The organism is Micromonospora sp. NPDC048898, from assembly GCF_043198035.1.
GTDB lineage: Bacteria > Actinomycetota > Actinomycetes > Mycobacteriales > Micromonosporaceae > Micromonospora.
The window spans coordinates 165374-188114 of sequence record NZ_JBICUF010000014.1; the positions used below are offsets into that span (position 1 = coordinate 165374).

At 72.2% G+C, this 22741-nt stretch carries 23 protein-coding genes; 6 read left to right on the forward strand and 17 right to left on the reverse strand.

The annotated features are described in order from the left end of the window. Nucleotides 1-118: 118 nt before the first annotated feature. The 5 genes from ACGFIQ_RS28550 to ACGFIQ_RS28570 form a co-directional block, all read right to left on the reverse strand. The gene (locus tag ACGFIQ_RS28550) at nt 119-403 is read right to left on the reverse strand and encodes a GlsB/YeaQ/YmgE family stress response membrane protein (protein WP_393248568.1); all 285 of its coding nucleotides are present in this window, start codon (nt 401-403) and stop codon (nt 119-121) included. A 233-nt stretch (nt 404-636) separates the two neighbouring features. Continuing rightward, a complete protein-coding gene (locus tag ACGFIQ_RS28555) occupies nt 637-843 on the reverse strand; it encodes a hypothetical protein (protein WP_393248569.1) in 207 nt (68 codons plus the stop codon). A gap of 530 nt (nt 844-1373) precedes the next feature. Beyond that, nucleotides 1374-1658, reverse strand: coding sequence for a GlsB/YeaQ/YmgE family stress response membrane protein (locus ACGFIQ_RS28560; RefSeq protein WP_393248570.1), 285 nt, complete (start codon nt 1656-1658; stop codon nt 1374-1376). A 613-nt stretch (nt 1659-2271) separates the two neighbouring features. Then, nucleotides 2272-4149: a translation elongation factor 4 gene (gene lepA, locus ACGFIQ_RS28565; RefSeq protein ID WP_357077061.1), complete on the reverse strand. Its 1878-nt coding sequence runs from the start codon at nt 4147-4149 to the stop codon at nt 2272-2274. Nucleotides 4150-4265: 116 nt separating this feature from the next. Continuing rightward, entirely contained in the window at nt 4266-4802 is a 537-nt protein-coding gene (locus tag ACGFIQ_RS28570; RefSeq protein ID WP_393248571.1) for a DUF4240 domain-containing protein, read from the reverse strand. 60 nt (nt 4803-4862) lie between these two features. Here ACGFIQ_RS28570 and ACGFIQ_RS28575 point away from each other — a divergent pair, with 60 nt between their 5' ends. Further along, a complete protein-coding gene (locus ACGFIQ_RS28575; protein WP_393248572.1) occupies nt 4863-5849 on the forward strand; it encodes a phosphotransferase family protein in 987 nt (328 codons plus the stop codon). Between the two features lie 313 nt (nt 5850-6162). Further along, nucleotides 6163-6429, forward strand: coding sequence for a 30S ribosomal protein S20 (gene rpsT, locus ACGFIQ_RS28580; protein WP_357077052.1), 267 nt, complete (start codon nt 6163-6165; stop codon nt 6427-6429). 146 nt (nt 6430-6575) lie between these two features. Here rpsT and ACGFIQ_RS28585 read toward each other — a convergent pair whose 3' ends face one another. The 4 genes from ACGFIQ_RS28585 to ACGFIQ_RS28600 form a co-directional block, all read right to left on the reverse strand. After that, nucleotides 6576-7013, reverse strand: coding sequence for a hypothetical protein (locus ACGFIQ_RS28585; RefSeq protein WP_393248573.1), 438 nt, complete (start codon nt 7011-7013; stop codon nt 6576-6578). Continuing rightward, a complete protein-coding gene (gene holA / locus ACGFIQ_RS28590; RefSeq protein ID WP_393248625.1) occupies nt 7010-7990 on the reverse strand; it encodes a DNA polymerase III subunit delta in 981 nt (326 codons plus the stop codon). The genes ACGFIQ_RS28585 and holA overlap by 4 nt, the downstream gene beginning before the upstream one ends. 160 nt (nt 7991-8150) lie before the next feature. After that, entirely contained in the window at nt 8151-10559 is a 2409-nt protein-coding gene (locus tag ACGFIQ_RS28595) for a ComEC/Rec2 family competence protein (protein WP_393248574.1), read from the reverse strand. Continuing rightward, nucleotides 10556-11368: a helix-hairpin-helix domain-containing protein gene (locus ACGFIQ_RS28600; protein ID WP_393248575.1), complete on the reverse strand. Its 813-nt coding sequence runs from the start codon at nt 11366-11368 to the stop codon at nt 10556-10558. The genes ACGFIQ_RS28595 and ACGFIQ_RS28600 overlap by 4 nt, the downstream gene beginning before the upstream one ends. A 120-nt stretch (nt 11369-11488) precedes the next feature. Between ACGFIQ_RS28600 and ACGFIQ_RS28605 the strand changes: the two genes are divergently transcribed. After that, nucleotides 11489-12301, forward strand: coding sequence for an HAD family hydrolase (locus ACGFIQ_RS28605; RefSeq protein WP_393248576.1), 813 nt, complete (start codon nt 11489-11491; stop codon nt 12299-12301). Between the two features lie 124 nt (nt 12302-12425). Here the strand turns inward: ACGFIQ_RS28605 and ACGFIQ_RS28610 are convergent, their stop codons facing one another. From ACGFIQ_RS28610 to pepN, 7 genes are all read right to left on the reverse strand, one after another. Next, nucleotides 12426-12800: a VOC family protein gene (locus tag ACGFIQ_RS28610; protein ID WP_393248577.1), complete on the reverse strand. Its 375-nt coding sequence runs from the start codon at nt 12798-12800 to the stop codon at nt 12426-12428. A 221-nt stretch (nt 12801-13021) separates the two neighbouring features. Further along, nucleotides 13022-13798, reverse strand: a complete 777-nt coding sequence (locus ACGFIQ_RS28615) for an SDR family NAD(P)-dependent oxidoreductase (protein ID WP_393248578.1) — start codon at nt 13796-13798, stop codon at nt 13022-13024. Between the two features lie 3 nt (nt 13799-13801). After that, a complete protein-coding gene (locus ACGFIQ_RS28620; RefSeq protein WP_393248579.1) occupies nt 13802-14656 on the reverse strand; it encodes a DegV family protein in 855 nt (284 codons plus the stop codon). Nucleotides 14657-14704: 48 nt separating this feature from the next. Continuing rightward, nucleotides 14705-15364 (reverse strand): histidine phosphatase family protein, encoded by a 660-nt coding sequence (locus ACGFIQ_RS28625; protein ID WP_393248580.1) that lies wholly within the window; start codon nt 15362-15364, stop codon nt 14705-14707. Beyond that, a complete protein-coding gene (gene rsfS / locus ACGFIQ_RS28630) occupies nt 15361-15771 on the reverse strand; it encodes a ribosome silencing factor (RefSeq protein ID WP_357077026.1) in 411 nt (136 codons plus the stop codon). The genes ACGFIQ_RS28625 and rsfS overlap by 4 nt, the downstream gene beginning before the upstream one ends. Before the next feature lie 110 nt (nt 15772-15881). Further along, the gene (gene nadD / locus ACGFIQ_RS28635; protein ID WP_393248581.1) at nt 15882-16478 is read right to left on the reverse strand and encodes a nicotinate-nucleotide adenylyltransferase; all 597 of its coding nucleotides are present in this window, start codon (nt 16476-16478) and stop codon (nt 15882-15884) included. 280 nt (nt 16479-16758) lie between these two features. Next, the gene (gene pepN / locus ACGFIQ_RS28640) at nt 16759-19278 is read right to left on the reverse strand and encodes an aminopeptidase N (protein ID WP_393248582.1); all 2520 of its coding nucleotides are present in this window, start codon (nt 19276-19278) and stop codon (nt 16759-16761) included. 69 nt (nt 19279-19347) lie between these two features. Here pepN and ACGFIQ_RS28645 point away from each other — a divergent pair, with 69 nt between their 5' ends. Beyond that, complete coding sequence (locus ACGFIQ_RS28645; RefSeq protein WP_030336536.1) at nt 19348-19566, forward strand: DUF397 domain-containing protein; 219 nt, start codon at nt 19348-19350, stop codon at nt 19564-19566. Between the two features lie 132 nt (nt 19567-19698). Here ACGFIQ_RS28645 and ACGFIQ_RS28650 read toward each other — a convergent pair whose 3' ends face one another. Further along, entirely contained in the window at nt 19699-20088 is a 390-nt protein-coding gene (locus ACGFIQ_RS28650; RefSeq protein WP_393248583.1) for a hypothetical protein, read from the reverse strand. A 147-nt stretch (nt 20089-20235) separates the two neighbouring features. Here ACGFIQ_RS28650 and ACGFIQ_RS28655 point away from each other — a divergent pair, with 147 nt between their 5' ends. Both ACGFIQ_RS28655 and ACGFIQ_RS28660 read left to right on the forward strand, forming a co-directional pair. Beyond that, nucleotides 20236-21483: a cytochrome P450 gene (locus ACGFIQ_RS28655; RefSeq protein ID WP_393248584.1), complete on the forward strand. Its 1248-nt coding sequence runs from the start codon at nt 20236-20238 to the stop codon at nt 21481-21483. A gap of 99 nt (nt 21484-21582) precedes the next feature. Beyond that, nucleotides 21583-22659 carry a glycosyltransferase gene (locus ACGFIQ_RS28660; protein ID WP_393248585.1) on the forward strand — a complete coding sequence of 359 codons (1077 nt, stop codon included), beginning with the start codon at nt 21583-21585 and terminating at the stop codon, nt 22657-22659. The last annotated feature ends 82 nt before the right edge of the window (nt 22660-22741 follow it).

Sequence of the window (22741 nt, forward strand, 5' to 3'; positions counted from 1 at the left end):
TCCACCATGGGGCGCAAAGTCGGGCACATGCCACGAAAGAGCGCCCGGCTCAAGGCCGGGCGCTCTTTCCATCGTGCTGTCCTGCGGTGGTGCTACCTCGCCAGGTGATGCCAGGTCGTTATCGGGTGACGCTGCGGCGGCGACCCACGCCGGCCACCAGCGCGACCGCGATCGCGGCAACCACCACCTGCACCAGCAACTCGGACCAGTCGATGCCGCTCGTCTCGGTCGCGATGCCGACGGCCCGCGCCAGCACCGTGCCGAGCAGGGCCGCGCCGATACCGATCAGCAGGTGCAGCCAGATCGGCATGTTCTGCCGGCCCGGAACAACCAGGCGGCCGAGCGCGCCGACGATGAGACCAACAACGATCGCAGTGATGATGCCCCAGACGGTGAGCTCCACGGCCACCCTCCTTCAAAGAATGTCTGTCACACGAGGTGTGTGCTTCCTGTCGTGACCGCAAAGTGCCCGCCCCGTGGAAAATCCAAACCGACTCCAGCCACCAAACGATCACGACCTGGCCGACAAGAACACGTTCCACCGACCGCCCTCCCCCAGCCACCGCCACCTACCGAGCCGGCCATCCCGGCCCACCAGCCCACCGGCCACCCGACAGGCGACCAGACCAGCCCCGGTCACCGCACCAGACCGAGCCACCAGACCAGGCCGGGCCGCACCAGGCCAGGCCAGGCCGCGCCAGGCCAGGCCGCGCCAGACCAGGCCAGGCCAGGCCAGGCCAGGCCGCACCAGGCCAGGCCGCGCCAGACCGGGCCGCGCCAGACCGGGCCGCGCCAGACCGGGCCGCGCCGCGTGCGCCACCGCGCCGGGCCGGGCCGCCGCACCGGTCCACGGGGCCACGGGTCACCAGACCGCGGGCCGACAGTCGCGGGCGCACGATGATCGACACGAGTTTCTTGATATCGCGGCATCAAGCCCGGGCGATTACCCCGGTTTTCAGGAAGCCGAGTGGATCACAGCGATCCGGTGCGGCAGGACGCCCTCGACGAGGAAGCACGACCGACTCCGCAATGCCGAACCACAAGATCAACACGAGGTCACCGAAAACCGCGGCATCACCCTCACCGCGACACCCCGACTTCACGGAAGCGGAGTGGATCACGGCGACCCGACGCGCAGCAGACGCCGACAGAACGCAGGCCCGTCCGACCGAGCGCGGGACGCACCCAACCGGGCGCGGAACCCCGACGCGGTGATTGGCCGCCGCAGCGGGGGCAGCACGGCGAGGAGAACCGCGGCGGGGTGAACCCCGCACGGAAGAACGCCCCCACCGCGAGAACGCCGATGGGCGCCCGACCTGTCGGTCGGGCGCCCATCGGCGGTGTGGTGGTGGTACGGCAATTGGTGCTTGGTGTTACCGGGTCACTCGGCGGCGGCCACCAACGCCGGCCACCAGAGCGACCGCGACCGCGGCAACCACGACCTGCACCAGCAGCTCGCCCCAGTCGATGCCGCTCGTCTCGGTCGCGATGCCGACGGCCCGCGCCAGCACCGTGCCGAGCAGGGCCGCGCCGATACCGATCAGCAGGTGCAGCCAGATCGGCATGTTCTGCCGGCCCGGAACAACCAGGCGGCCGAGCGCGCCGACGATGAGACCAACAACGATCGCAGTGATGATGCCCCAGACGGTGAACTCCACGGTCGCCCTCCTTCAAAAGAATGTTCGACACACGATGTGTGCTTCCTGTCGTGACCGCTAAGTGCCCGACCCGCCGAATGCCCAAACCGACTCACCGCGAATAAGAACGCCATCTGTCGATGCCTCACGGGTGCGTCGGTTGTCGCGGAAGCGCGTCCACACAGGTAGGAACCCATCTCGTCGGCCCGTCCACCTCACGGCAGCGCCAGAAAAATTTCCGGAGCAGGCGGTCGCGCCGCCGACCGAAGGCACTCGACCGGCAACCAGGACGAGCCGATGGACGAACCAGACCAAGGAACGAACCAGACCAGGGCTGAGAGGACCCGGCCAAGCTGACCCCGGGTGAGCGAGCCAGCCCAGGACAGGGCCCACCCCACGCAAGACCAACCCGAGACGGAGAAGTCGGGACTGGGCGACGCCTGCGCCCGTGGTACGGGCGGCCAGCCCCGAGGCTCCGGCCTCCGCGCCACCCAACCTCGACCGGAACCAAGCAGTCAAGATCCGCGCAACTACGGGGAAACTGCTGCCTCAAACGAGTTCGAGACAGCAGTTTCGCCGTAACTGTGCGGATCATGGCCCACGACGACCCCGGGCCGGGGTCGGGGGCGGGCTGTTACTTCTTTCCGGCGGCCTTGCCGTCGCCGGAGTCGGAGGAGAGGGCGGCGATGAAGGCCTCCTGCGGCACCTCGACGCGGCCGACCATCTTCATCCGCTTCTTGCCTTCCTTCTGCTTCTCCAGCAGCTTGCGCTTACGGCTGATGTCACCGCCGTAGCACTTGGCGAGCACGTCTTTCCGGATCGCCCGGATGGTCTCCCGGGCGATGACCCGGCTGCCGATGGCCGCCTGGATGGGCACCTCGAACTGCTGGCGCGGGATCAGGGTACGGAGCTTGGCGGCGATGGTGACGCCGTAGTTGTACGCCTTGTCCTTGTGCACGATGGCGCTGAACGCGTCCACCGGCTCGCCGTGCAGCAGGATGTCCACCTTCACCAGGTCGGACGCCTGCTCGCCGGAGGGCTCGTAGTCGAGCGAGGCGTAGCCCTTGGTGCGGCTCTTCAACTGGTCGAAGAAGTCGTAGATGATTTCCGCGAGGGGCAGCGTGTAGCGCAGCTCCACCCGGTCGGCGGAGAGGTAGTCCATGCCCAGCAGGGTGCCGCGTCGGCCCTGGCAGAGCTCCATGACCGCGCCCACGTAGTCGTTGGGCGTCAGCACGGTGGCCCGGACCACCGGCTCGTACACCTCGGCGATCTTGCCGGTGGGGTATTCGCTGGGGTTGGTGACGACGATCTCGGCGCCGTCGTCGGTGATCGCCCGGTAGACGACGTTGGGTGCGGTGGAGATCAGGTCGAGGTTGTACTCGCGCTCCAGCCGCTCCCGGATGATCTCCAGGTGGAGCAGGCCGAGGAAGCCGCAGCGGAAACCGAAGCCGAGCGCACCGGAGGTCTCCGGCTCGTAGTCCAGGGCGGCGTCGTTGAGCTTGAGCTTGTCCAGTGCCTCGCGCAGGTTCGGGTAGTCGGACCCGTCGATCGGGTAGAGGCCGGAGTAGACCATCGGCTTCGGGTCCTTGTAGCCGCCCAGCGCCTCGGCCGCCGGCCGGCTGTTGATGGTGACGGTGTCACCGACGCGGGACTGCCGGACGTCCTTCACACCGGTGATCAGGTAGCCGACCTCGCCGACGCCGAGCGCCTCGGCCTTGACCATCTCGGGTGAGATGACGCCGATCTCCAGCAGCTCGTGCACGGCCCCGGTGGACATCATCTTGATCCGGTCGCGGGCGCTGATCCGGCCGTCGATGACCCGGACGTACGTGACGACCCCGCGGTAGACGTCGTACACCGAATCGAAGATCATCGCCCGGGCGGGCGCCGCGGCGTCGCCGACCGGTGGGATGAACTGCCGGACGATCTCGTCGAGCAGGTACGGAACGCCCTCGCCGGTCTTGCCGGAGACGCGGATGCAGTCGGCGGGGTCACCGCCGATGAGGTGGGCCAGTTCCTCGGCGTACTTCTCCGGCTGGGCGGCCGGCAGGTCGATCTTGTTGAGCACCGGGATGATGCGCAGGTCGTTTTCCAGGGCCAGGTAGAGGTTGGCCAGGGTCTGCGCCTCGATGCCCTGCGCGGCGTCGACAAGCAGCACGGCGCCCTCGCAGGCGGCCAGCGACCGGGACACCTCGTAGGTGAAGTCGACGTGCCCCGGGGTGTCGATCATGTTGAGCACCGCGTGCTCGCCGGCCCGCTCGCCGTCGCGGATGGTCCACGGCATGCGGACGGCCTGGCTCTTGATGGTGATGCCGCGCTCGCGCTCGATGTCCATCCGGTCCAGGTACTGGGCGCGCATCTGCCGGGGGTCGACCACGCCGGTGAGCTGCAGCATCCGGTCGGCCAGGGTCGACTTCCCGTGATCGATGTGGGCGATGATGCCGAAGTTCCGGATGCGACCGGGGTCGGTGGAACCAGGAGCATTCGCGCCGGGATCGAGCTTCGGTGGCACAGCGGTCCGTTCTGGTCGGCTGACGTGAACAGGCCGGCGCGCCGCCGACCCCCTCTATGTTCCCACGCCGCCGGGGTGCGCCCACTGCGCGGGCGATGGAACGGCCCGAGGACCCCTCACTCCAGCGGCGGCTCGACGAAGAGCGCGGCCAACCGGGGCAGCCGACGACGGGCCTCCTCCTCGTCGTCGAAGTCCCAGAAGTCGTTGAGGTCCGGCGTCCGCACCGGGTCACGGTCCGCCGGCAGTTCGGTCGCGGTGGCCTTGCGGTACGCGTCCCACGGCACCGACAGCATCCGCTCGGCGGAGAACTCCTCACCACTGAGCGAGGCCGCCCGTACCTGGGGCAACTCGGCCAGCGAGTCCGGTTCGGCGACCGCGCGGGCGAAGACCGCCCGCCCCTGGGTCATCAGCCAGCCCCGGAAGTGCTCGAAGCCGTCGGCCGAGGCACCACCGTTGATCAGGTACGCCGCGCCCCACAGATCCGCCTTGTGCGAGGCGGCCAACACCCGGGTCTGGTGCCGGGCGTACCCGACGATGTCCTCCGGATCGCGCGCGGCGAGCAGCGCGACGGCCCGGGCGGCGACCGGCCCGGGCTCTCCCCCGCCGCCGGCCCGAGCCTCGTCGATCAACTGCCAGAAGTCCTCGGTCCTCATGGCTTGGCAGTCTGGCAGTGTCGCCGTGCGTCGCGCACGTACCCCGGGCAGCATGGTGGGGTGTCCCCTCCCCCGCTGCCGCCGGTGCCCTACCACGCGAGTGCGCTGCGCCCGTCGTGGCCGACGCTGCCGGCGGCGCTGCGGGCCGCGGTCGCGGACCGGCTGGGCGCGCCGGTGGTCACCGCCCGGGTGGCGGGCGCGGGCTTCACCCGCGGCTTCGCCGCGGTGCTCGACACCGCCGACGGTGGCCGGGCCTTCGTGAAGGCGGCACCCGCCGCCGAGCAACCGCATCTGGTCGACTGGTACGCCCGAGAGGCCGCGATCCTGGACCGGCTGCCGGTCGGCCTGCCGGTGCCCCGCCCCCGGTGGACCCTGTCGGCGGCGGGCTGGTTCGTGCTCTGCACCGACGCCGTCGACGGCCACACCCCACACCTGCCCTGGGTGCCCGCCGAGTTGGACGCGACCCTCGCCGCGTACGCCGAGGTCGCCGCCGCCCTGGCCGACCCGCCGGCCGAGTTGACCGCGCTCGGCCTGCCGCGCCTGGCCGACCTGGCCCGGTCGGACATCCTCTGGTGGGAGGAGGTCGCCGCCGGTCGCGAGCCGGCCCCCGCGCTGCCGCCCCCGGTCCGTGGCCGGCTGCCCGAGTTGGTGGCGCTGGAGTCCCTCCTCCCCCGGTACGCCGACGGGGCGACCGGCCTGATCCACGGTGACCTACGGGTCGACAACGTGCTGATCGACGCGCACGGCCGAGCCTGGTTCTGCGACTGGACCTGGGTCTGCACCGGGCCGGCCTGGTTCGACCTGGCCGGTCTGCTGCTCACCGCGTACGCCAGCGGGCTGGACGCGGACCGGCTCTTCGCCGCCCACCCGGCGACGGCGGGTGCGCCCCCGGACGCGCTGGACGCGACCCTGGCCGCGTTGGCCGGTTACTACCTCACCGGCGCCGCGGCGGCACCGCCGACGGCCTCGCCGCACCTGCCCGCCCACCAGCGGTGGAGCGGTGAGCAACTGCTCGACTGGCTGACTCGCCGTCAGGGCTGGCGGTAACGCGCCCCGGCGCCCCGGCGCCCCGGCGGCCCGACGGCCCGGCGCCCCGGCGGCCCGGTCGCCGCTTGATCGACTCGGGTTCCTTGAAGTCGGGCTATCAGCCGTAGGCGATTACCCCGGTTTTCAGGAAGCCGAGTCGATCGAGCGGCGAGGGCCCGGGTGGGCCCACGAACCGGGCGGACGCCGTTTCGGGCCGAGCCGTTTTGGCTCGTCCCGGGCGACCTGGTAACCTGGCTCTTCGCGCAGCGGTGACGCATGTTCGTCATCTCGCGCAGAAGCTGACCAACCCGAGCTATCAAGACGAGGCTGTCGCGTGGCGAACATCAAGTCCCAGATCAAGCGCAACCGGCAGAACGAGAAGGCCCGGCTGCGCAACAAGTCGGTCAAGTCGTCGCTGAAGACCGCCGTCCGGAAGTTCCACGAGGCTGCCGAGGCCGGTGACGTCGAGAAGGCCACCGCGCTCATGCTGGACGCCTCTCGCAAGCTGGACAAGGCCGTCAGCAAGGGCGTGATCCACTCCAACCAGGCCGCGAACCGCAAGTCCGCGATCGCGAAGCGCGTGGGTGCGCTCTCCGCCTGACGACTTCACCGTCAGACTGATTCGGAAAGCCCCGGGCCTCGGTCCGGGGCTTCCGTGTGTCCGCAGACCGGTGCTCACTCCTGGCGAGAGCCGGCCTGAGATCTTGGAAGGAAAGTGCCCCTGGAGGGGCCGTTCCGCTCCAAGATCTACTGTGCTTGAGCTGGTGGGCGCTTCGGCGCATCGGTGCGCGGGGTGGACCCGTCCACCGCCACGACGACCCCGGTCACGCTGTGCGAGACCCACTCCACTCGGGCTCGACCGACGACCGGCTCCATCTGCCGGCGAAAACGATCCCGTTCCTGCTCGGGCACGAGCGCGGCGGAACGGACCACGATCGCGGCCACCATGTCGTTGAGCTTGACCATCGCCGCCACCACGGCGGGCAGCACCAGCACCGCCCACCAGGTGACCAGCTCGGCGAGGGCGAGCAGCACGGCCAGCGCGATGGTGCCCTCGAAGAAGAGGAAGCACAGCACGCCGCCGGGGTTGACGAACCGGAGGCCGAGGAGTCGGGCGTAGAGCGGCCGATACCGCTCCTCGTCGACGGCGACAGTGGCCCACGCCGGGCGGTTCGCCCCCGTCACCTGGTGCCGCCCTGCCGGGCTGCCGCGACCGAGAAGACCGCGCGCTCCAGGGCGTACGCCCGGTCGTCGGAGCCACCCTTGACGGCGGCGTTGCACTCGGCGGCGACCTGCATGGCCCGGACCAGGCCCTCCGGCGTCCAGCCGCGCCCCTGCCGCTGCGCCCGCTCGACCTTCCAGGGGGGCATGCCGAGGCTGCTGGCGAGCTGGTACGCGTTGCCCCGCCCGGCCGACGCCACCCGGGCCACCGTGCGCACCCCGTCGGCCAGGGCGTCGGCGATGGGCACCGGGTCGACCCCGACGTGCAGGGCCCAGCGCAGCGCCTCCAGTGCTGCCGGCACGTCACCGACCATGGTGGCGTCCGCCACCGTGAAGCCGGTCACCTCGACCCGGCCCCGGTAGTAGCGGCTCACCGTCTCGGCGCTGATCCGCCCGTCGGTGTCGGCGATCAGTTGGGAACAGGCGGCAGCCAGCTCGCGCAGGTCGTTGCCGACCGCCGCGATGAGCGCTTCGGCCGCGTCGTCGGTGCACTTTCCGCCGGCCCGGCGGATCTCGTCACGGACGAAGGCCACCCGCTCACGGTGCCCCTTGAGCTTGGCTGCCGGTACGACCGTCGCACCGGCCGCCCGCAGCCCGTCGGCGAACGCCTTGCCCTTGGCGGCGCCCAGGTGCAGCACCAGCAGTTGGACCTCCGGGTCGGGGTTCTTCGCGTACGCCAGCAGCGCGGCGACCAGGTCCTTGCGGGCGTCCTGGCCGGAGCGCAGGATCAGCAGTCGCCGCCCGCCGAACAGCGAGGGGCTGAGCATCTCGGCGATCTCGCCGACGGTGAGCGCGCTCGCCTGGTATTCGCGGACGTCCGCCTCGGGGTCGACACCGCGGACCTTCGCGACAGCTTCGGTGACCGCGCGCGTGGCGAGTAACTCCTCGTCACCGAGGACGAGCAGAATGGGAGCGAGGTTGGCGGCGGTCACGCCGCCCATATTCGCACGGCCCACGCCGGGATCGTGCCTGCTCATTCGCCGCTCGGTCGGCGCAGCCCGCACACAGCGCAAATCCAGACATCTATCTCAATTACCCGCTTATTCTGCAATTCGTGTCACTGGGTTGGTTCGGACGTGGGCTGACCAGCACCTGGCCGGCTCAGGATTGCCGGCCGGGTGGGATTCCCCGCCGCACCACGGCCAGGCCACCGTCCGCCCGGACCGCCGCCAGGTCGCCGTCGGTGTCGGTGCGCAGCACCCGGGCGCCACCCCTGCTCAGCCGGGCCAGTATCCCCGGGTTCGGGTGGCCGTAGGTGTTGCCCGTGCCCACCGGCACGAACGCCACCGCCGGCCGCACCGCGTCGAGAAAGCCCGGGTCCTGATACGCCGAACCGTGGTGGGCGACCTTCAACACGTCCGCCCGTAACTGGCCGGGCGTCGCCCGCGCCAGCAGCGCGTGCTGCTCCTCGGTCTCCGCGTCGCCGGGCAGCAGGATCCGCACCCCGCCCACCGTGGCGCGCACCACCAACGAGTTGTTGTTCGGGTCGGACCTGGTGCCGGCCAGCGGGTACGGCGGGCCGAGCACCAGCAGGTCGACGCCTCCGATCGGGTGACGGGCACCGGCCACGGTGGTGAGCAGCGCGGCCCGGCCGGCGGTCGCCGCCACCCGGACCAGGTCCCGGCCGCTCTCCGGATCCGTCGAGGACGGCACCAGCACGGCGCCCACCCGCCGCCCTCGGAACACCCCGGCCACCCCACCCACGTGGTCGGCGTGGAAGTGGCTGATCACCAGCAGCGGCACCTCCCGTACGCCGAGCCGACGCAGACAGCCATCCACCGCACTCGGCTCCGGCCCGGCGTCGACCACCACCGCCCGACCGGGGGCGACCGGCAACACCACCGCGTCGCCCTGGCCCACCGCGCAGACCACCACGACCCAACCCGGTGGCGGCCAGCCAGCGAACACCAACCGCACCGGAAGCGCGCCGAGCACCGAGGCGACGCCGACGACCGCCACCAGTTGGCGTACGAGGGGGCGGCGCACCGCGATCAGCAGTGCGACGGTCAACACGGTCAGCAGCAGCGCCCCCGGGACACCGCCGGGCCACGGCAGGGTGCCGCCCGGTAGCCGGGCGCCCTGTCGGGCGATGACCACCAGCCACCAGGCCGGCCAACTCGCCAGCCACGCGAGGATCTCGGCGCCGGACGGCCAGAGCGGCGACACCATGGCCGCCGACACGCCCAGCACTGTCGCTGGCGCGATGGCCGGCACCGCGAGCAGGTTGGCCGGCACCGCCACCAGGCTGACCGTGCCGGAGATGCCGGCGACGACCGGCCCACAGGCCAGTTGCGCGGCTGCCGGCACGGCCAGCGCCTCCGCCAGGCCGGGCGGCACACCACGTCGCCGCAGCCCGTCCCGCCAGCGCGGCGCGAGCTGCAACAGGCCACCGGTGGCCAGCACGGAGAGCGCGAACCCAGGATCCCCGGCCAACTCCGGGTCGACGAGCACCAGCACGGTGACGGCGGCGGCCAACGCGGGCAGCGCGGCGCGGGGACGACCGGCGGCAAGCGCGGCGAGCCCGATCGCCCCCATCGTCGCGGCCCGCACGACGCTCGGTGACGGGCGGACCAGGATGACGAAGCCCACCAGCGCCACCGCGCAGAGCCCGACGGCGAGCCACGGACCGGCCCGCGCCCAACGCGCCAGCAACAAAACCGCGCCGACCACGATGGCGACATTGCTCCCGGAAACGGCATTGAGATGTGTCATCCCGGTGGCCCGGAAATCCTCCTCGACGGCGGGTGGCAGTCGGCTGGTGTCGCCCACGACCAGCCCCGGCAGCAGCCCGCCCGGATCGTCGGGCAGCGGCGCGCAGGCCCGTTGCAGACCGGCACGAAGGGTGCCGGCGGCGCGCTGCGCCCAGGACGACACACCGTGCCGCTGCGGCGGGCCGTTGGAGCTGAGCACGGCCGCGGTGAGATCACCACCGCGCGCGACGCCGAGCCGACCGTCGGCGGTGAGGCGTTGCCCGGGCAGCAGCCCATGCCAGGCCGGGTCGGTGGCCAGGACGAGCAGCCGCACCGACGCGTGGATGCGTCGACCGTCCGGGCCGGTGAGGCGGACCAGTTCCGTCGGCACCAACAGCATCCCCGGTCGTCCGGCGGATCGGATCGGGCGCGGATCGTCCCGGACCACCACCTCGGCGGTGACCGGAGCGCGCTGCTCGGCCAGGGCCCGGATCGGCGGGGCGTCCCGGATGGCGAGCTGGGCCGCGGTGACCGCCCCCGCGCAGACCACACCGAGGCCGACCGCGACGGCGATCCAGCCGTGACGGCGCGCGACGGCCCGCGGACGACCGAAGTGGCCGAGCAGGTGCAGGGCGGTGCACGCGGTCAGGGTGGCCGCCACCCCGGCCACCAGCAGGAGCGAACGGGCGCCGAGATGCAGGCCGGCGAGCGCGGTGAGCCACGCGGCCACGGCCAGCCCGGCGAGTCGCAGGTCCGGCGGTGATGCCCGATCTTGGGCAGCGGTCAGCTGGCCGTGCGGCGTCAGGTCAGCGCTGTTCACACCGTCACCAGATCCTTGAGCTGCTCGTAGCGTGCGTCGCCGATCCCGTCGACCTGGCGCAGGTCGCCGACGGCCTTGAACCCGCCGTGCTGGTCCCGGTGGTCGAGGATGCGCTGGGCGAGCACCGGCCCGACCCCGGGCAGCGCGTCGAGCTGCGCCAGGGTGGCGGTGTTGAGGTTCAGCGGCCCGGCAGCCGGGGCCGCCCCACCCGCCGCCGCCGGTGCGCCCGGCGGCGGCGTCACGCCGACCACGATCAGCTCGCCGTCGGTGACCTTGCGGGCGGGATTGAGCAGCGCCACGTCGACCCCGGGCAGCGGGCCGCCGGCCGCCTGCACCGCGTCGGCGAGCCGGGACCCGGCCGGCAACCGCACCAACCCGGGCCTGCGGACCTTGCCGGCGACCGCCACCACCAGCTCACCGGAGCCGGCCGCGCTGGGGTCGCCCGCCGGAGTGGCCGCCACGGCCTCGCTGCTCGCTGGTGCGACCGGCTCGGCGTGCGGCCGGGACCGCCAGGCCCATCCGGCGGCGGCCAGCACCACCACCGCCGCGACGACCGCCAGCGCCCGCACACCGCGTCGCCCTGGGTCGAACGCGCCGGGCCCGGACAGCCGCGGTGCCACCGAGCCTTCCACGGCAAGGGGTACGCCCGTGTCCGGCTCCGCCACCGGCACCCCGGCCCGGGGTGGCAGCACCCCAGCCAGAGGTACGCCCGCGAGTGTTGCCCCGGCCTGGGGTGGCGAGCCGTCCAGCGGCGCGTCCGTCAGCCGGCGCAGGCGCTGGCGTACCTCGGTCTCCACGTCGTGTGACACAGGGCGACGCTACGGCGACGGCGGAGGCGGTGGGGTGTGGCGGCAACGCCCTGTGGATAACTCGGCCCACTGTGGACAACGCCCTGATCAAGCGCAGATCTGCTAAGGGTGCTGGTCGGCTTGGCACGTCGGCTGCGCACGGTGCTGCGACGTCCCCCGGCCCGCCGGCTGATGGACCGGGTCACCGGGACTCTGCTGGGATCCGGCTCGCCACCAGCAGCCACTGACCTCGCCGAACCCTCCGGCCGCGGCGACAACTACGCTGCGATGGTGATCAAGGGCCTGTTGCTGGACTTCTACGGCACTGTGGTCGAAGACGACGACGCGATCATGCAGGCGATAGCTGACCAGGTGGCCGCCGGCGCCTCAACATCCGTCGCTGGACGCGAGGTCATGGATGTGTGGGCGCGGGAGTACGAGGCGGTCGCCACCGGCCCACAGTTCCGGACGCTGCGACACTGCGCGATGCGCAGCCTGGCCAGGGTGATGGCTGAGGTGGGCTGCGCCGGTGACCCGGCCGAACTGTGCGCGGCGCAGTTCACGTACTGGCGGTCGCCGCCGCTACGTCCAGGGACCCGGGAGTTCCTCTCCCGGGTCACGGTGCCCATCTGCGTCGTGTCGGACGTCGACCGCGCCGACCTGGACGCGGCAATGGCGCACCACGGCCTGACCTTCACCGCCGTTGTGACAAGCGAGGACGTCCGCGCCTACAAACCGGACCGGGACATGTTCACCCGAGCGCTCGCCGCGCTGAACCTGGGTGCGGACGACGTGCTGCACGTGGGCGACTCCACGAGCGCCGACGTGTACGGGGCGCACGCCGCCGGCATCCAAGCGGTGTGGATCAACCACCGCGGGCACACCCGCCCGGACGACACACCCGTCGCACACGAGATGACGGACCTGACCCGACTTATCGAAATCCTCCAGTAGTCACGGTCACGCGGCCACAGCGGGGAGCCCGACGAAGCGTTCCAGCGGAACCCGGGTGGCGCCGGCCCCGGTGGACAGAGCAACCGGAGCCGACGCCCGCCCTGACGAACGACGCAGGCCGCCCCTACAGGTACGGCCGGGTGATGATCTCGATCGCGTGGCCGGCCGGGTCGAAGAAGTAGAAGCCCCGTCCACCGTGCTCGGTGTTGGTCTCCCCTTCCCGCTTGAGCTGCGGGTCAGCCCAGTAGGTGATGCCGCGCCCCTCGACGAACGCCAGGCACCGGGTGAACAGCTCGTCGTCGACCAGAAACGCGTAGTGCTGCATCTGGATCTCCACCGGTGGCTCGGCGAACTGGAGCAGCACACCCCCGTCCAGCAGGATGTTGACGAACGGCCCCCACGACGGCGCCTCCGGCAGCTCGAACAGCTCCCGGTAGAACGCGGCCGACGCGTTCTTGTCCTTGCTGGCGATGATCGTGTGGTTGAACGTGACTGTCATGCGTACCGTCTTCTTCCCGGTCGATCCGTTGACCCGACCGGAAGCCCACAGCGTTCACCCAGCCACACCGATGACGACGCCCCGAGGGCACCGACGCCCCGGATCCCGCACGAGAGACGCGCACAACGCGTCGATCTCGGCGTGGTGGCTGAAGTAGCCAGAACCTCCGGGGGGTAGGCCCATCTGGGGCGCGCACGGAGGCTAACACGAACGACCGGTTGTCAGCGGGCCTCCGGGTCGAGGCCGAGCACGGCTCGCCCCCCGTCCACCGGCAGGATCGCCCCGTTGACGAAGCTCGCCGCCGGTGACAGCAGGTACGCGACGGCCTCGGCCACCTCGTCGACCCGCCCAATCCGGCCCACCGGGTGCAGCCGAGTCAGCTCGGCGTCGATCCACTGGGCCTGGGTGGGCTCCTGCGCGGCCAGGAACTCGGTGTGCCGCTCGGTGGCGATCGAGCCGAGCGCGACCGCGTTGGCGCGGATGCCGTACTTCCCGTACTCGACGGCAAGTGCCCGGGTCAGCCCTTCCACGGCGGCCTTCGCCGTCGCGTACGACAGGGCACCCGACACGGGCCGGCGGGCCTGGTGCGACGAGACGTTCACGATCGCGCCGCCGGCGGCGCGGGCCAGGAACCGGCGGACGGCAACCGCGGCGCCCACCACGGCCGGGCGCAGGTTCAGCCCGATCAGGTCCAGGACCGTGTCGGCCGACGCCGAGTGCAGCGCGGCGTCGCGGAAGACCGCCGCGTTGTTCACCCAACCGGTCAGGGGCGCCGCGCGTTCGGCCAGCTCGGCGGCGTGCTCGGCCACCCGCTCGTCGGCGGCGTCACCGAACACCGCGACGAGTCGGTCGGCGGCGGGATGCCCGGCCAGCCAGTCGGCGGCGTCCGCGTCGCGCTCCAACACGACGACTGTGGCACCGGTCGCCACCAGGCGTTCCGCCACGGCCCGGCCGACACCGCGACCACCGCCGGTCACCACACACGACGACGTGGGCACCCCTCAGCCCTCCGGTCGACGGTGGACGACCACGCAGGCCAGGCCCGGCCCGGCGTGCGCGGCGACGACCGCGCCCGCTTCGGAGACGTACGTGTCGTGCAGCCGGCCACCGAGCCGTTCGGTCAGCGCGGTGCGCAGCGCCTCGGCCCGTTGCGGCGCGGCCAGGTGGTGCACCCCGAGATCCACGTCGTCGTCGCCGGCCGCCTCGACGGCCAGGTCCACGAGGCGGGCCACTCCCCGGCTGGCGGTACGGACCTTCTCGCGGAGCACGATCGTCCCGTCCGGCATGTGCATGATCGGTTTGACGGACAGGGCGGTGCCGAACAGCGCCTCGGCCGCGTTGATCCGGCCACCCCGGCGGAGGAACTCCAACGTGTCGACGTAGAACCAGACGGTGGTGCGGGCGATGGCGGCGAGCGCCGCGTCGCGTACACCGGCAAGGTCGGCGCCGGCCTCGGCGGCGGTGGCGGCGGCGATGGCCGGAAAGCCCAGCCCCATGCCCGCCGAGCGGCTGTCCACCACCTCCACGCGGCCGTCCACGTCCGCGGCGGCCAGCCGGGCCGCCTCCACCGTGCCGGACAGCGCGGCGGAGAGGTGCACCGAGACGATCCCGTCGGCGCCGGTGTCGAGCACCTGACGGTACGTCCGCGCGAACTGCTCGGGTGCCGGCCGGGAGGTGGTCGCCGTGACCCGGCGGGCGCTCAGTGCCAGGGTCGCGTCGGCCGGCTGGGTCTCCACCCCCTCCAGCCCTTCCGCGCCGTTGAGCACGACGGTCAACGGGACGACGGTCAGCCGGTGCGCCTGCACCAGCTCGGGCGGAAGGTAGGCGGTGGAGTCGATGACAACCGCGACGGGCATGCCCGGCACGCTAGCCGATCGAGGCGCTGAACGCCGAGGCGCGAGCGCTCAGATCGCGTCGACGGCGACCGGGGCGGTGACCAGGCCGACGTTGTGCGCCCGCAACTGCCAGCCACTGACGTCCTGTGGGCGCCCGACGGTCGGCGCGCGGTCATCGTGCCGCAGCTCGCTCCAGTGGCAGTTGGCCAGCGAACCGATGGTGCGCAGCACGGTGGTGTCCCAGCCGAGCAGGCGACCGATGCCCTGCCGGGAGCCGCCGCCGTGAGTGGCGATCACCACGGTGCCGCCGGGGGCCGCTTCGGCTGCCTCCCGCAGGGCGGCACCGACCCGCTCGCCGAGATCGTGCAAGGGTTCGAGATCGGCGCCCGGGTCGGGGTCGCCGGCCCGCCACCGCGCGTACTCCTCCGGGAAACGCTCGGCGACCTCGGTGAGGTGCAGCCCCTGCCACTGGCCGAAGTGCCGCTCGCGCAGCCGGGCGTCGGTGCGAACCGGAAGCCCGGTCAGCGCGGCGAGCGCCGCGGCGGTCTCCGTGGCGCGGCTCAGGTCGCTGGCCACGATCGCGTCGGGCCGCAGCGCCGCGAGCAGCGGGGCGGCGGCGCGGGCCTGGTCGCGACCCAGCTCGTTGAGGGGTACGTCGGTCTGCCCCTGGACGCGGTTGGCGGCGTTCCAGTCGGTGTTGCCGTGCCGCCAGACGATCAGTCGGGTCATTCGGCGGCGGCGGACGACCCGCTGGCGTCGGCCTCGACCAGGTCGCGGTCGACGAACGGGATGGTGGGGCAGTCCTTCCAGAGGCGGTCGAGCCCGTAGAACTCGCGCTCCTCGGTGTGCTGCACGTGCACCACGATGTCGACGTAGTCGAGCAGCACCCAGCGGCCACCCCGCTCGCCCTCGCGCCGCACCGGCTTGGCCTTGTCCGGCAGCTCGAGCAGGCTCTCCTCGATGGCGTCCACGATGGCCAGCACCTGACGCTCGTTGGGGGCGGCGGCGAGCACGAACGCGTCGGTGATGGCGAGCTGGTCGCCGACGTCGATGATCGTGATGTCCTGCGCCTTCTTGTCGGCGGCGGCCTGGGCGGCCGCGATTGCCAGCTCGTGAGCGCGTTCGGAAACTGTCACCGTTCTCCTTCGATCAACCGTGCGATCCTCCAAGCGTCTCATACCCGGCAACGCCCCGACCGTGCAGTTCTGGTCGGTTAAATGTACAAACCGGCCGGAATCCGGCGTGGTCAGCCCTGATAGAGGCTTCGCTTGGCGATGTACTGCACCACACCGTCGGGCACCAAATACCAGACCGGCTCGCCCCGGGCCACCCGGGCGCGGCAGTCCGTAGACGAGATGGACATCGCGGGCACCTGGATCAGGCTGACAGTGTCCGCCGGGAGGTGCTTGTCGGTCAGCGGGAAACCGGGCCGCGTCACCCCGATGAAATGGGCCAGCTCGAAGATCTCGTCCAGATCCTTCCAGGACAGGATGCGCTGCAGGGCGTCCGCGCCGGTGATGAAGAACAACTGCACCTTGGGGCCGTACTCGGCCTGGAGGTCGCGCAGGGTGTCGACGGTGTAGGTCGGCCCACGGCGGTCGATGTCGACCCGGCTGACCTGGAAGCGGGGGTTGGAAGCGGTGGCGATGACAGTCATCAGGTAACGGTCCTCGGCCGGGCTGACCGGTTCGTCGGCCTTCTGCCACGGCTGCCCGGTCGGAACGAAGACCACCTCGTCCAGGCCGAACCGGTCCGCCACCTCACTGGCCGCGACGAGGTGCCCGTGGTGGATCGGGTCGAAGGTGCCACCCATGATCCCGATCCGCCGGATATCTTCCTCCACCCGATGATCGTAGGCCGACCGCCGGGACCGACCACCCCGACCCGGGCGAGCGCCCCACCCCGACCCGGGCGAGCGCCCCACCCCGACCCCCGAAGACACCGCGACATGCCGAAACGGCGCCCGCTGGCAGCGATGGTCAACTCGCCTTTCAGGAAATCGGTGCGTCAAACCGGCCAGGACACCGCGACTTCAAGGAAACCGAGTCGATCAAGGCCGGTGGAGCCCGCGGCGCGCTGAGCCACAGGTGCCGGACCCCGCGATATTCGTGAGGTCGAGTGGGCTACGCCGCGGCGGCGGCCACCGCTGTCCGGGCGACAAGCGCGCGGCGCAGGTCGTCGTCGGCGTCGGTGACCACCCGGCGCAGGCCGGGGGTCAGGTCGTCGCGGGCCAGCAGCGCCGCGGCCGCCTCCCGGGTCGGCTGCGCCACGGCGTAGCGGGGAAACGCCAGCTTCGCGACCCGGTCGGCCGTCCACGGGGTACGCCGACGCGCGGCGGCCGGCATGTCCGTGAAGTACCGCTCGACGTACGCGGCGGTCAGCTCGGCCTGCTCGGGTTGCCAGAACCCCTCGGCGGTCGCTTCCAGCAGGCGGTTGGACAGCTCGGTGGACCGCACGATGATCTCCCAGGCCGCCTGCTTCGCGGCCGGGTCGGGCAGGGCTGCCCGGCAGCGGGCGGCCCGTTCGGCACCCGTGGAGCTGTTGTCGGCGGCCGCCTCGACGGCGATTTCCGCCTCGCCGGCGGCACCCAGCACCACCAACCGGCGCAACACCGCCCAGCGCAGCTCCGCGTCGACCCGCAGCCCGGCCGGCACGTCACGGCCGGCGAGCCAGCCGACGAGCAGGTCCGCGTCGGTGGTCGCGGCGATCCACCCCCGTGCGGCGGCCAACTGCAACGACTCCCCCGTCGGCGCGCCGTCGAGCAACCGCTGGCACGCCTCGGCGACCCGGGCCAGCGCCGCGGACCGGGTCAGCGGGTCGAGGTAACGGTCCACCAGCGACCGGCTGAGGGTGAGCACGTCCTCCGCGATGATCACCTCGGTCTCGGTGGGCAGCGCGGCGGCCATCAGATCGACCACGCCGCCGACCGGCCGCTCCCCGTCTGTCGCGGCGTCCAGTGCCTCACCCCAGAGGATCGCCCGGGTGAGCGGGTCGGCCAGGCCGGGCAGCATCCGCGCGACGGCATCCGCCGACGCCGGGTCGAGGCGCACCTTGGCGAAGGTGAGATCACCGTCGTTGAGCAGCAACAGCTGGGCGGCCGGAGTGCCCGCCAGGGCCCCCAACACGGTCCGGCCGCCGTCGGCCGCGGGGTCGATGTCGACGTCGTCGCGGCGCACGGAGCCGTCCACCGAGTAGCGGCCCACGCCGATCCGGTGCGGGCGCAGCACCGGGTGGGACTCCGGCGCGGTCTGCACCACGGCCACGTCGGAGTAGCGGCCGTCGGCGTCGACGGTGACCTCGGCGCGCAGCGTGTTGACCTGCGGCCGGCGCAACCACACCTCGGCCCAGCCGGACAGGTCCCGGCCGCTGGCGGTGGAGAGGCTGACCAGCAGGTCGGCGAGGGTGGCGTTGCCGAAGCGGTGCTCGGCGAAGTGCGCGTTCAGGCCGGCGAGGAACGCCTCGTCACCGAGCCACGCGACCAACTGCCGCAGCACGCTGGCGCCCTTGGCGTACGAGATGCCGTCGAAGTTGAGCAGGCCCTCGTCGGCGTCGGTGACCTCCTCCGGGGCGACCGGGTGGGTGGAGGGGCGCTGGTCGGCCGCGTACCCCCAGGCCTTGCGGCGCATCGCGAAGGTCGTCCATGCCTGGCCGAAGCGGGTCGCCTCGGCGGTGACCCGGGTGCCGAGGTATTCCGCGAAGGACTCGTTCAACCACAGGTCGTCCCACCAGCGCATGGTGACCAGGTCACCGAACCACATGTGCGCCATCTCGTGGGCGATGGTGGTGGCCCGCTGCTCGCGCTCCGTGTCGGTGACCGCCGAGCGGAACACGTAGTCGTCGCGGAAGGTGACGATGCCCGGGTTTTCCATGGCGCCGGCGTTGAATTCCGGCACGAACGCCTGGTCGTACTTGCCGAACGGGTAGCGCTCGGTGAAGAGCTGGTGGAACCGGTCCAGGCACTGCCGGGTGATGGTGAAGATTTCCTCGGCGTCGGCATCCAGGTGCTCGGCGAGCGACCGGCGGCAGTAGATGCCCAGTGGCACGCCGTCGTGCTCGGCCCGCCGCACGTGGTAGGGCCCGGCGATCAGCGAGAAGAAGTATGTGGCCAGCGGCGCGCTCGGGGCGAACTCCCAACGACCCGGTGCCGGAGTGGCAGCCACCTCGGCGTTGCTGGAGACCGTCCACTCTGGTGGGGCGGTCACCGAGAGGGTGACGGGAGCCTTGAGGTCGGGCTGGTCGAACGCGGCGAAGATGCGTTGCACGTTGTCGAGGAAGCTCACCGCGTAGAGGTATGTCTCGCCGTCGGCCGGGTCGACGAAGCGGTGCATCCCCTCCCCGGCGTTGGAATACGCCATCTCTGCCTCGACGACGAGGGTGTTCTCCTCGGCCAGGCCGGTGAGCGGCAGCCGGTTGTCGGCCAACAGCGCGGGGTCGAGGTCGCGGTCGTTGAGGCGTACCGCCAGCAGTTTGGCGGGCTTGACCTCGGCGAAGGTCGCGGTGGCGTCGGTGGCCGCCCGGAAGCGGATCGCGACGCGGGAGCGGAACAGCTCCGGGCCGCCGGTCAGGTCGAGGTCCACCTGATAGGACTCGACAGTAATCGCCGCGCCACGCGCGGTCGCCTCTACACGGGTCAGGCTCGGCATCCGCTTATCCTGCCCGATGGGGATCGACACTCGGTCACCACACGACCCTCGGCACTGGAGGAAAGAACCATGGCGCAGCACCCCAAGGGCGACTTCGACCTCTCTCGGGCGGTCTGGCAGCGGGCCGAAGGGGACACCTCCGACAGCGCCGTCGAGGTCGCCTTCGTCGACGACCTGATCGGCATGCGCAACTCGGCCGAGCCCGACGGGCCGGTGTTGGTCTTCACCCAGGCCGAGTGGGACGCGTTCGTCGCCGGCGCCCAGGACGGCGAGTTCGATCTGGACTGATCGGCCGCGCGCTGTCGTCGTGCCGGTGCCGGTGATCCGGGCACCGGCACGGCGACACCTGTTGTGGTCGGGCGTGCCGCTCGCCGTCGTCGCCCGCGCTGACCGCGGTCGGTGCGCCGCGGCGAGCAGCGGTCACCCATCGCCGTCACCCCAGCCGAGACCGCCTGGACCCGGGGCGTGGTGGAAGCCCGGATGATCGGCCACGTCGACGCAGCGCTCGCCGTCCGGGCCGACCGCCCCGCAGAACAGCCGCACGGCCCGCTGCCAGGCATCGGCCGGCGACAGGGCCGCCGCCCCGAGCGCCACCTCCGGGCGGAGCAGCGTCAACGCCTCCGCGTACGCCACGGCCAGCTCACGGGCGTCGGCCGCGTCCGGTGCGGTGAAGCCCAGGTGCACGGTGAAGAACCGGTGTGGTCGGGCCGGCCGTCGGGGCGGCCCGATCAGTGACCGCTCGTCGCGGCCCGCGCCCGGTGCCCCGGCCGCTCGCCCCTGCCGCCAGCGCGGCGATCTGTTGTCGCGCATCCGCCCTCCCCGTGGTTGCCCCACCAGCAGCTAACCAGGTTCCGCCGCTCCTGGGAGGGGCCAGCCGGCGCGGGGATTCAGCGGCGGCGACGGGGGTAGACGGAGTTGGCCGGGGTGACCGGCCGCGCCCGCGTGTGAGGAGACCTGATGGCGACCATGCCGGCCGACCGCAGCCCGGACAGCACCCTGGCGTTGCTCCGCGCCGGTTACCGGTTCATCGGTGCACGCTGCGAGCGGTACGGCAGCGACGTCTTCCAGACCCGGATCCTGCTCGCACCGACGATCTGTCTGCGCGGCCGGCCGGCGGCGGTGTTGTTCTACGACAACGAACGCTTCCAACGGGCGACCGCGATGCCGCTACGGGTGCAGCGGACCCTCACCGGTCGACGTGGCGTGCAGGGGCTGGACGGGTCGGAGCACGCCGACCGCAAGGCCATGTTCATGTCGATCATGACGCCGACCGCCATCCGGCAGCTCGGTCGGCTCTTCGACGACGAGTGGCAGGCGCGGATCCCCGCCTGGGAGGCCGGCGGTCCGCTGCCGCTCTACGACGAGCTGGGCCGCCTGCTGACCCGGGTGGTCTGCGCCTGGGCCGGGGTGCCGCTGCCCACGGCACAGGTCGAGCGGCGCGCCGCCGAGCTGCACGCCATGATCGAGGCTCCGGCGGTGGTCGGCCTCCCACACTGGCGGGGACGACTCGCCCGCCGCCGCACCGAACGCTGGCTCGCCGACCTGATCGAACGGACCCGGGTCGGTCTCTTCCCGGCGCCGCCCGGCAGCGCCCTGGCGGTGATCGCCGAGCACCGGGACCGGCAGGACCGGCTGCTCCCCCGCCGGGTCGCGGCGGTGGAGTTGCTCAACGTGCTGCGGCCGGTGGTGGCCGTGGACCAGTACATCGCGTTCGCGGCGCTCGCCCTGCACGACCATCCGGGCTGGCGGAAACGGGTCCGCGACGACGACGAGGCCACCGAGAACTTCGTCCAGGAAGTACGCCGCTACTACCCGTTCTTCCCGATCGCGGCGGCCCGGGTCCGGCGTTCCTTCGACTGGCAGGGCCACCACTTTCCCCGGGGGCGACGGGTGCTGCTCGACCTGTACGGCACCAACCACCACCCGACCCTCTGGCCGGAGCCGGAGTTGTTCCGCCCGGAGCGGTTCGCCGGCCGACACGTGGACCCGTTCGAGTTGATCCCGCAGGGCGGCGGTGAGCACTGGGCGGGGCACCGTTGCGCGGGCGAGTGGATCACCATCGACCTGATGAAACGGGCGGTCGCCAACCTGACCGGCACCATGCGCTACGACGTACCCGTCCAGGACCTGGCCCTGGACCTGCACCGGATGCCGGCGTTGCCGCCCCTCGGTCTGACCCTCACCAACGTCCGGAGCGCCGCCTGAGCGCCGCCCGCGTCCCCGGCCATCGGTGTGACCGGCGCGGATGTGGGCAGGTGCTGTTCAGCCACCGGTGCACCGCGGTCCCGCCGAGGAGGTCCAGCGATGTCCCTGTTCAGCCCAGCTGGTGACGCCCGGCGCGCCGTATGCCGGGCGGGCCACGACCGCGCCGGCACGTCGCCGGTCCACCTGCCGATGACGTACGTGCTGCCGCTTCGCTGGCACGCGGACAGCGATCTGGCCGAGTTGACCGGCTACCTGCGGTGGCTGGCCGAACGGGTCGAGGTGATCGTGGTCGACGGCTCCGCACCGGACCTGTTCGCGCGGCACGCCGACGCCTGGCGGGGGCTGGTCCGGCACGTCCCGCCCGACCCCGGCGAGCGTGGGCTCAACGGCAAGGTGATCGGCGTACGCACCGGCGTCCGCGCGGCGGACCACGAGCACGTGGTGATCGCCGACGACGACGTCCGGTACGACGAGACCGGGCTGACCGCCGTGCACCGGCTGCTGGGCCGGGTCGACCTCGTGCGACCGCAGAACTACTTCGACCCGCTGCCCTGGCACGCCTGGTGGGACACCGGTCGGACGCTGCTCAACCGAGCGCTCGGGGACGACTACCCGGGCACCCTCGCGGTGCGGCGCGGCACCTTCCTCGCCATGGGCGGGTACGACCCGGACGTGCTCTTCGAGAACCTGGAGCTGATCCGTACGGTGCGCGGGTACGGCGGCGTCGAGGCCAGGCCGGCCTGGTTGTACGTCCGCCGCCTACCGCCGGACGCCGCGCACTTCCGTGGCCAACGGGTCCGCCAGGCGTACGACGACCTGGCCCAGCCGGCTCGCCTGCTGACCGCGCTCGCGGTCCTGCCGGGGCTGGCGGCGGCGGTCGCGTCGCGCCGGCCCCGGCTGCTGCTCGGCGCGGCGGCCGGGGTGGTCGCCCTGGCCGAGGCGGGTCGTCGTCGCGCCGGCGGCGACCGGGTGTTTCCGCCAACCACCGCCCTGGCGGCCCCACTCTGGCTGCTGGAGCGCGGGGCGTGCGGCTGGCTGGCCCTAGCCCAGCGGTTCCTGCGTGGCGGCGTCCGCTACGGCGACACCCGCATCCGCCGAGCTGCCAACCCCGCCCCACACCACCCCCCAACCCGCGCGATCTTGCACTTCCTGTCGCGACAAGACGTCCCGCAATAGGACAAACCCGCGACAGAAACTGCAAGATCGGCGGGGCGGGAGCGGAAGCGGGGTTGGGGATGGGGGGCGACAGCTCGCGGGC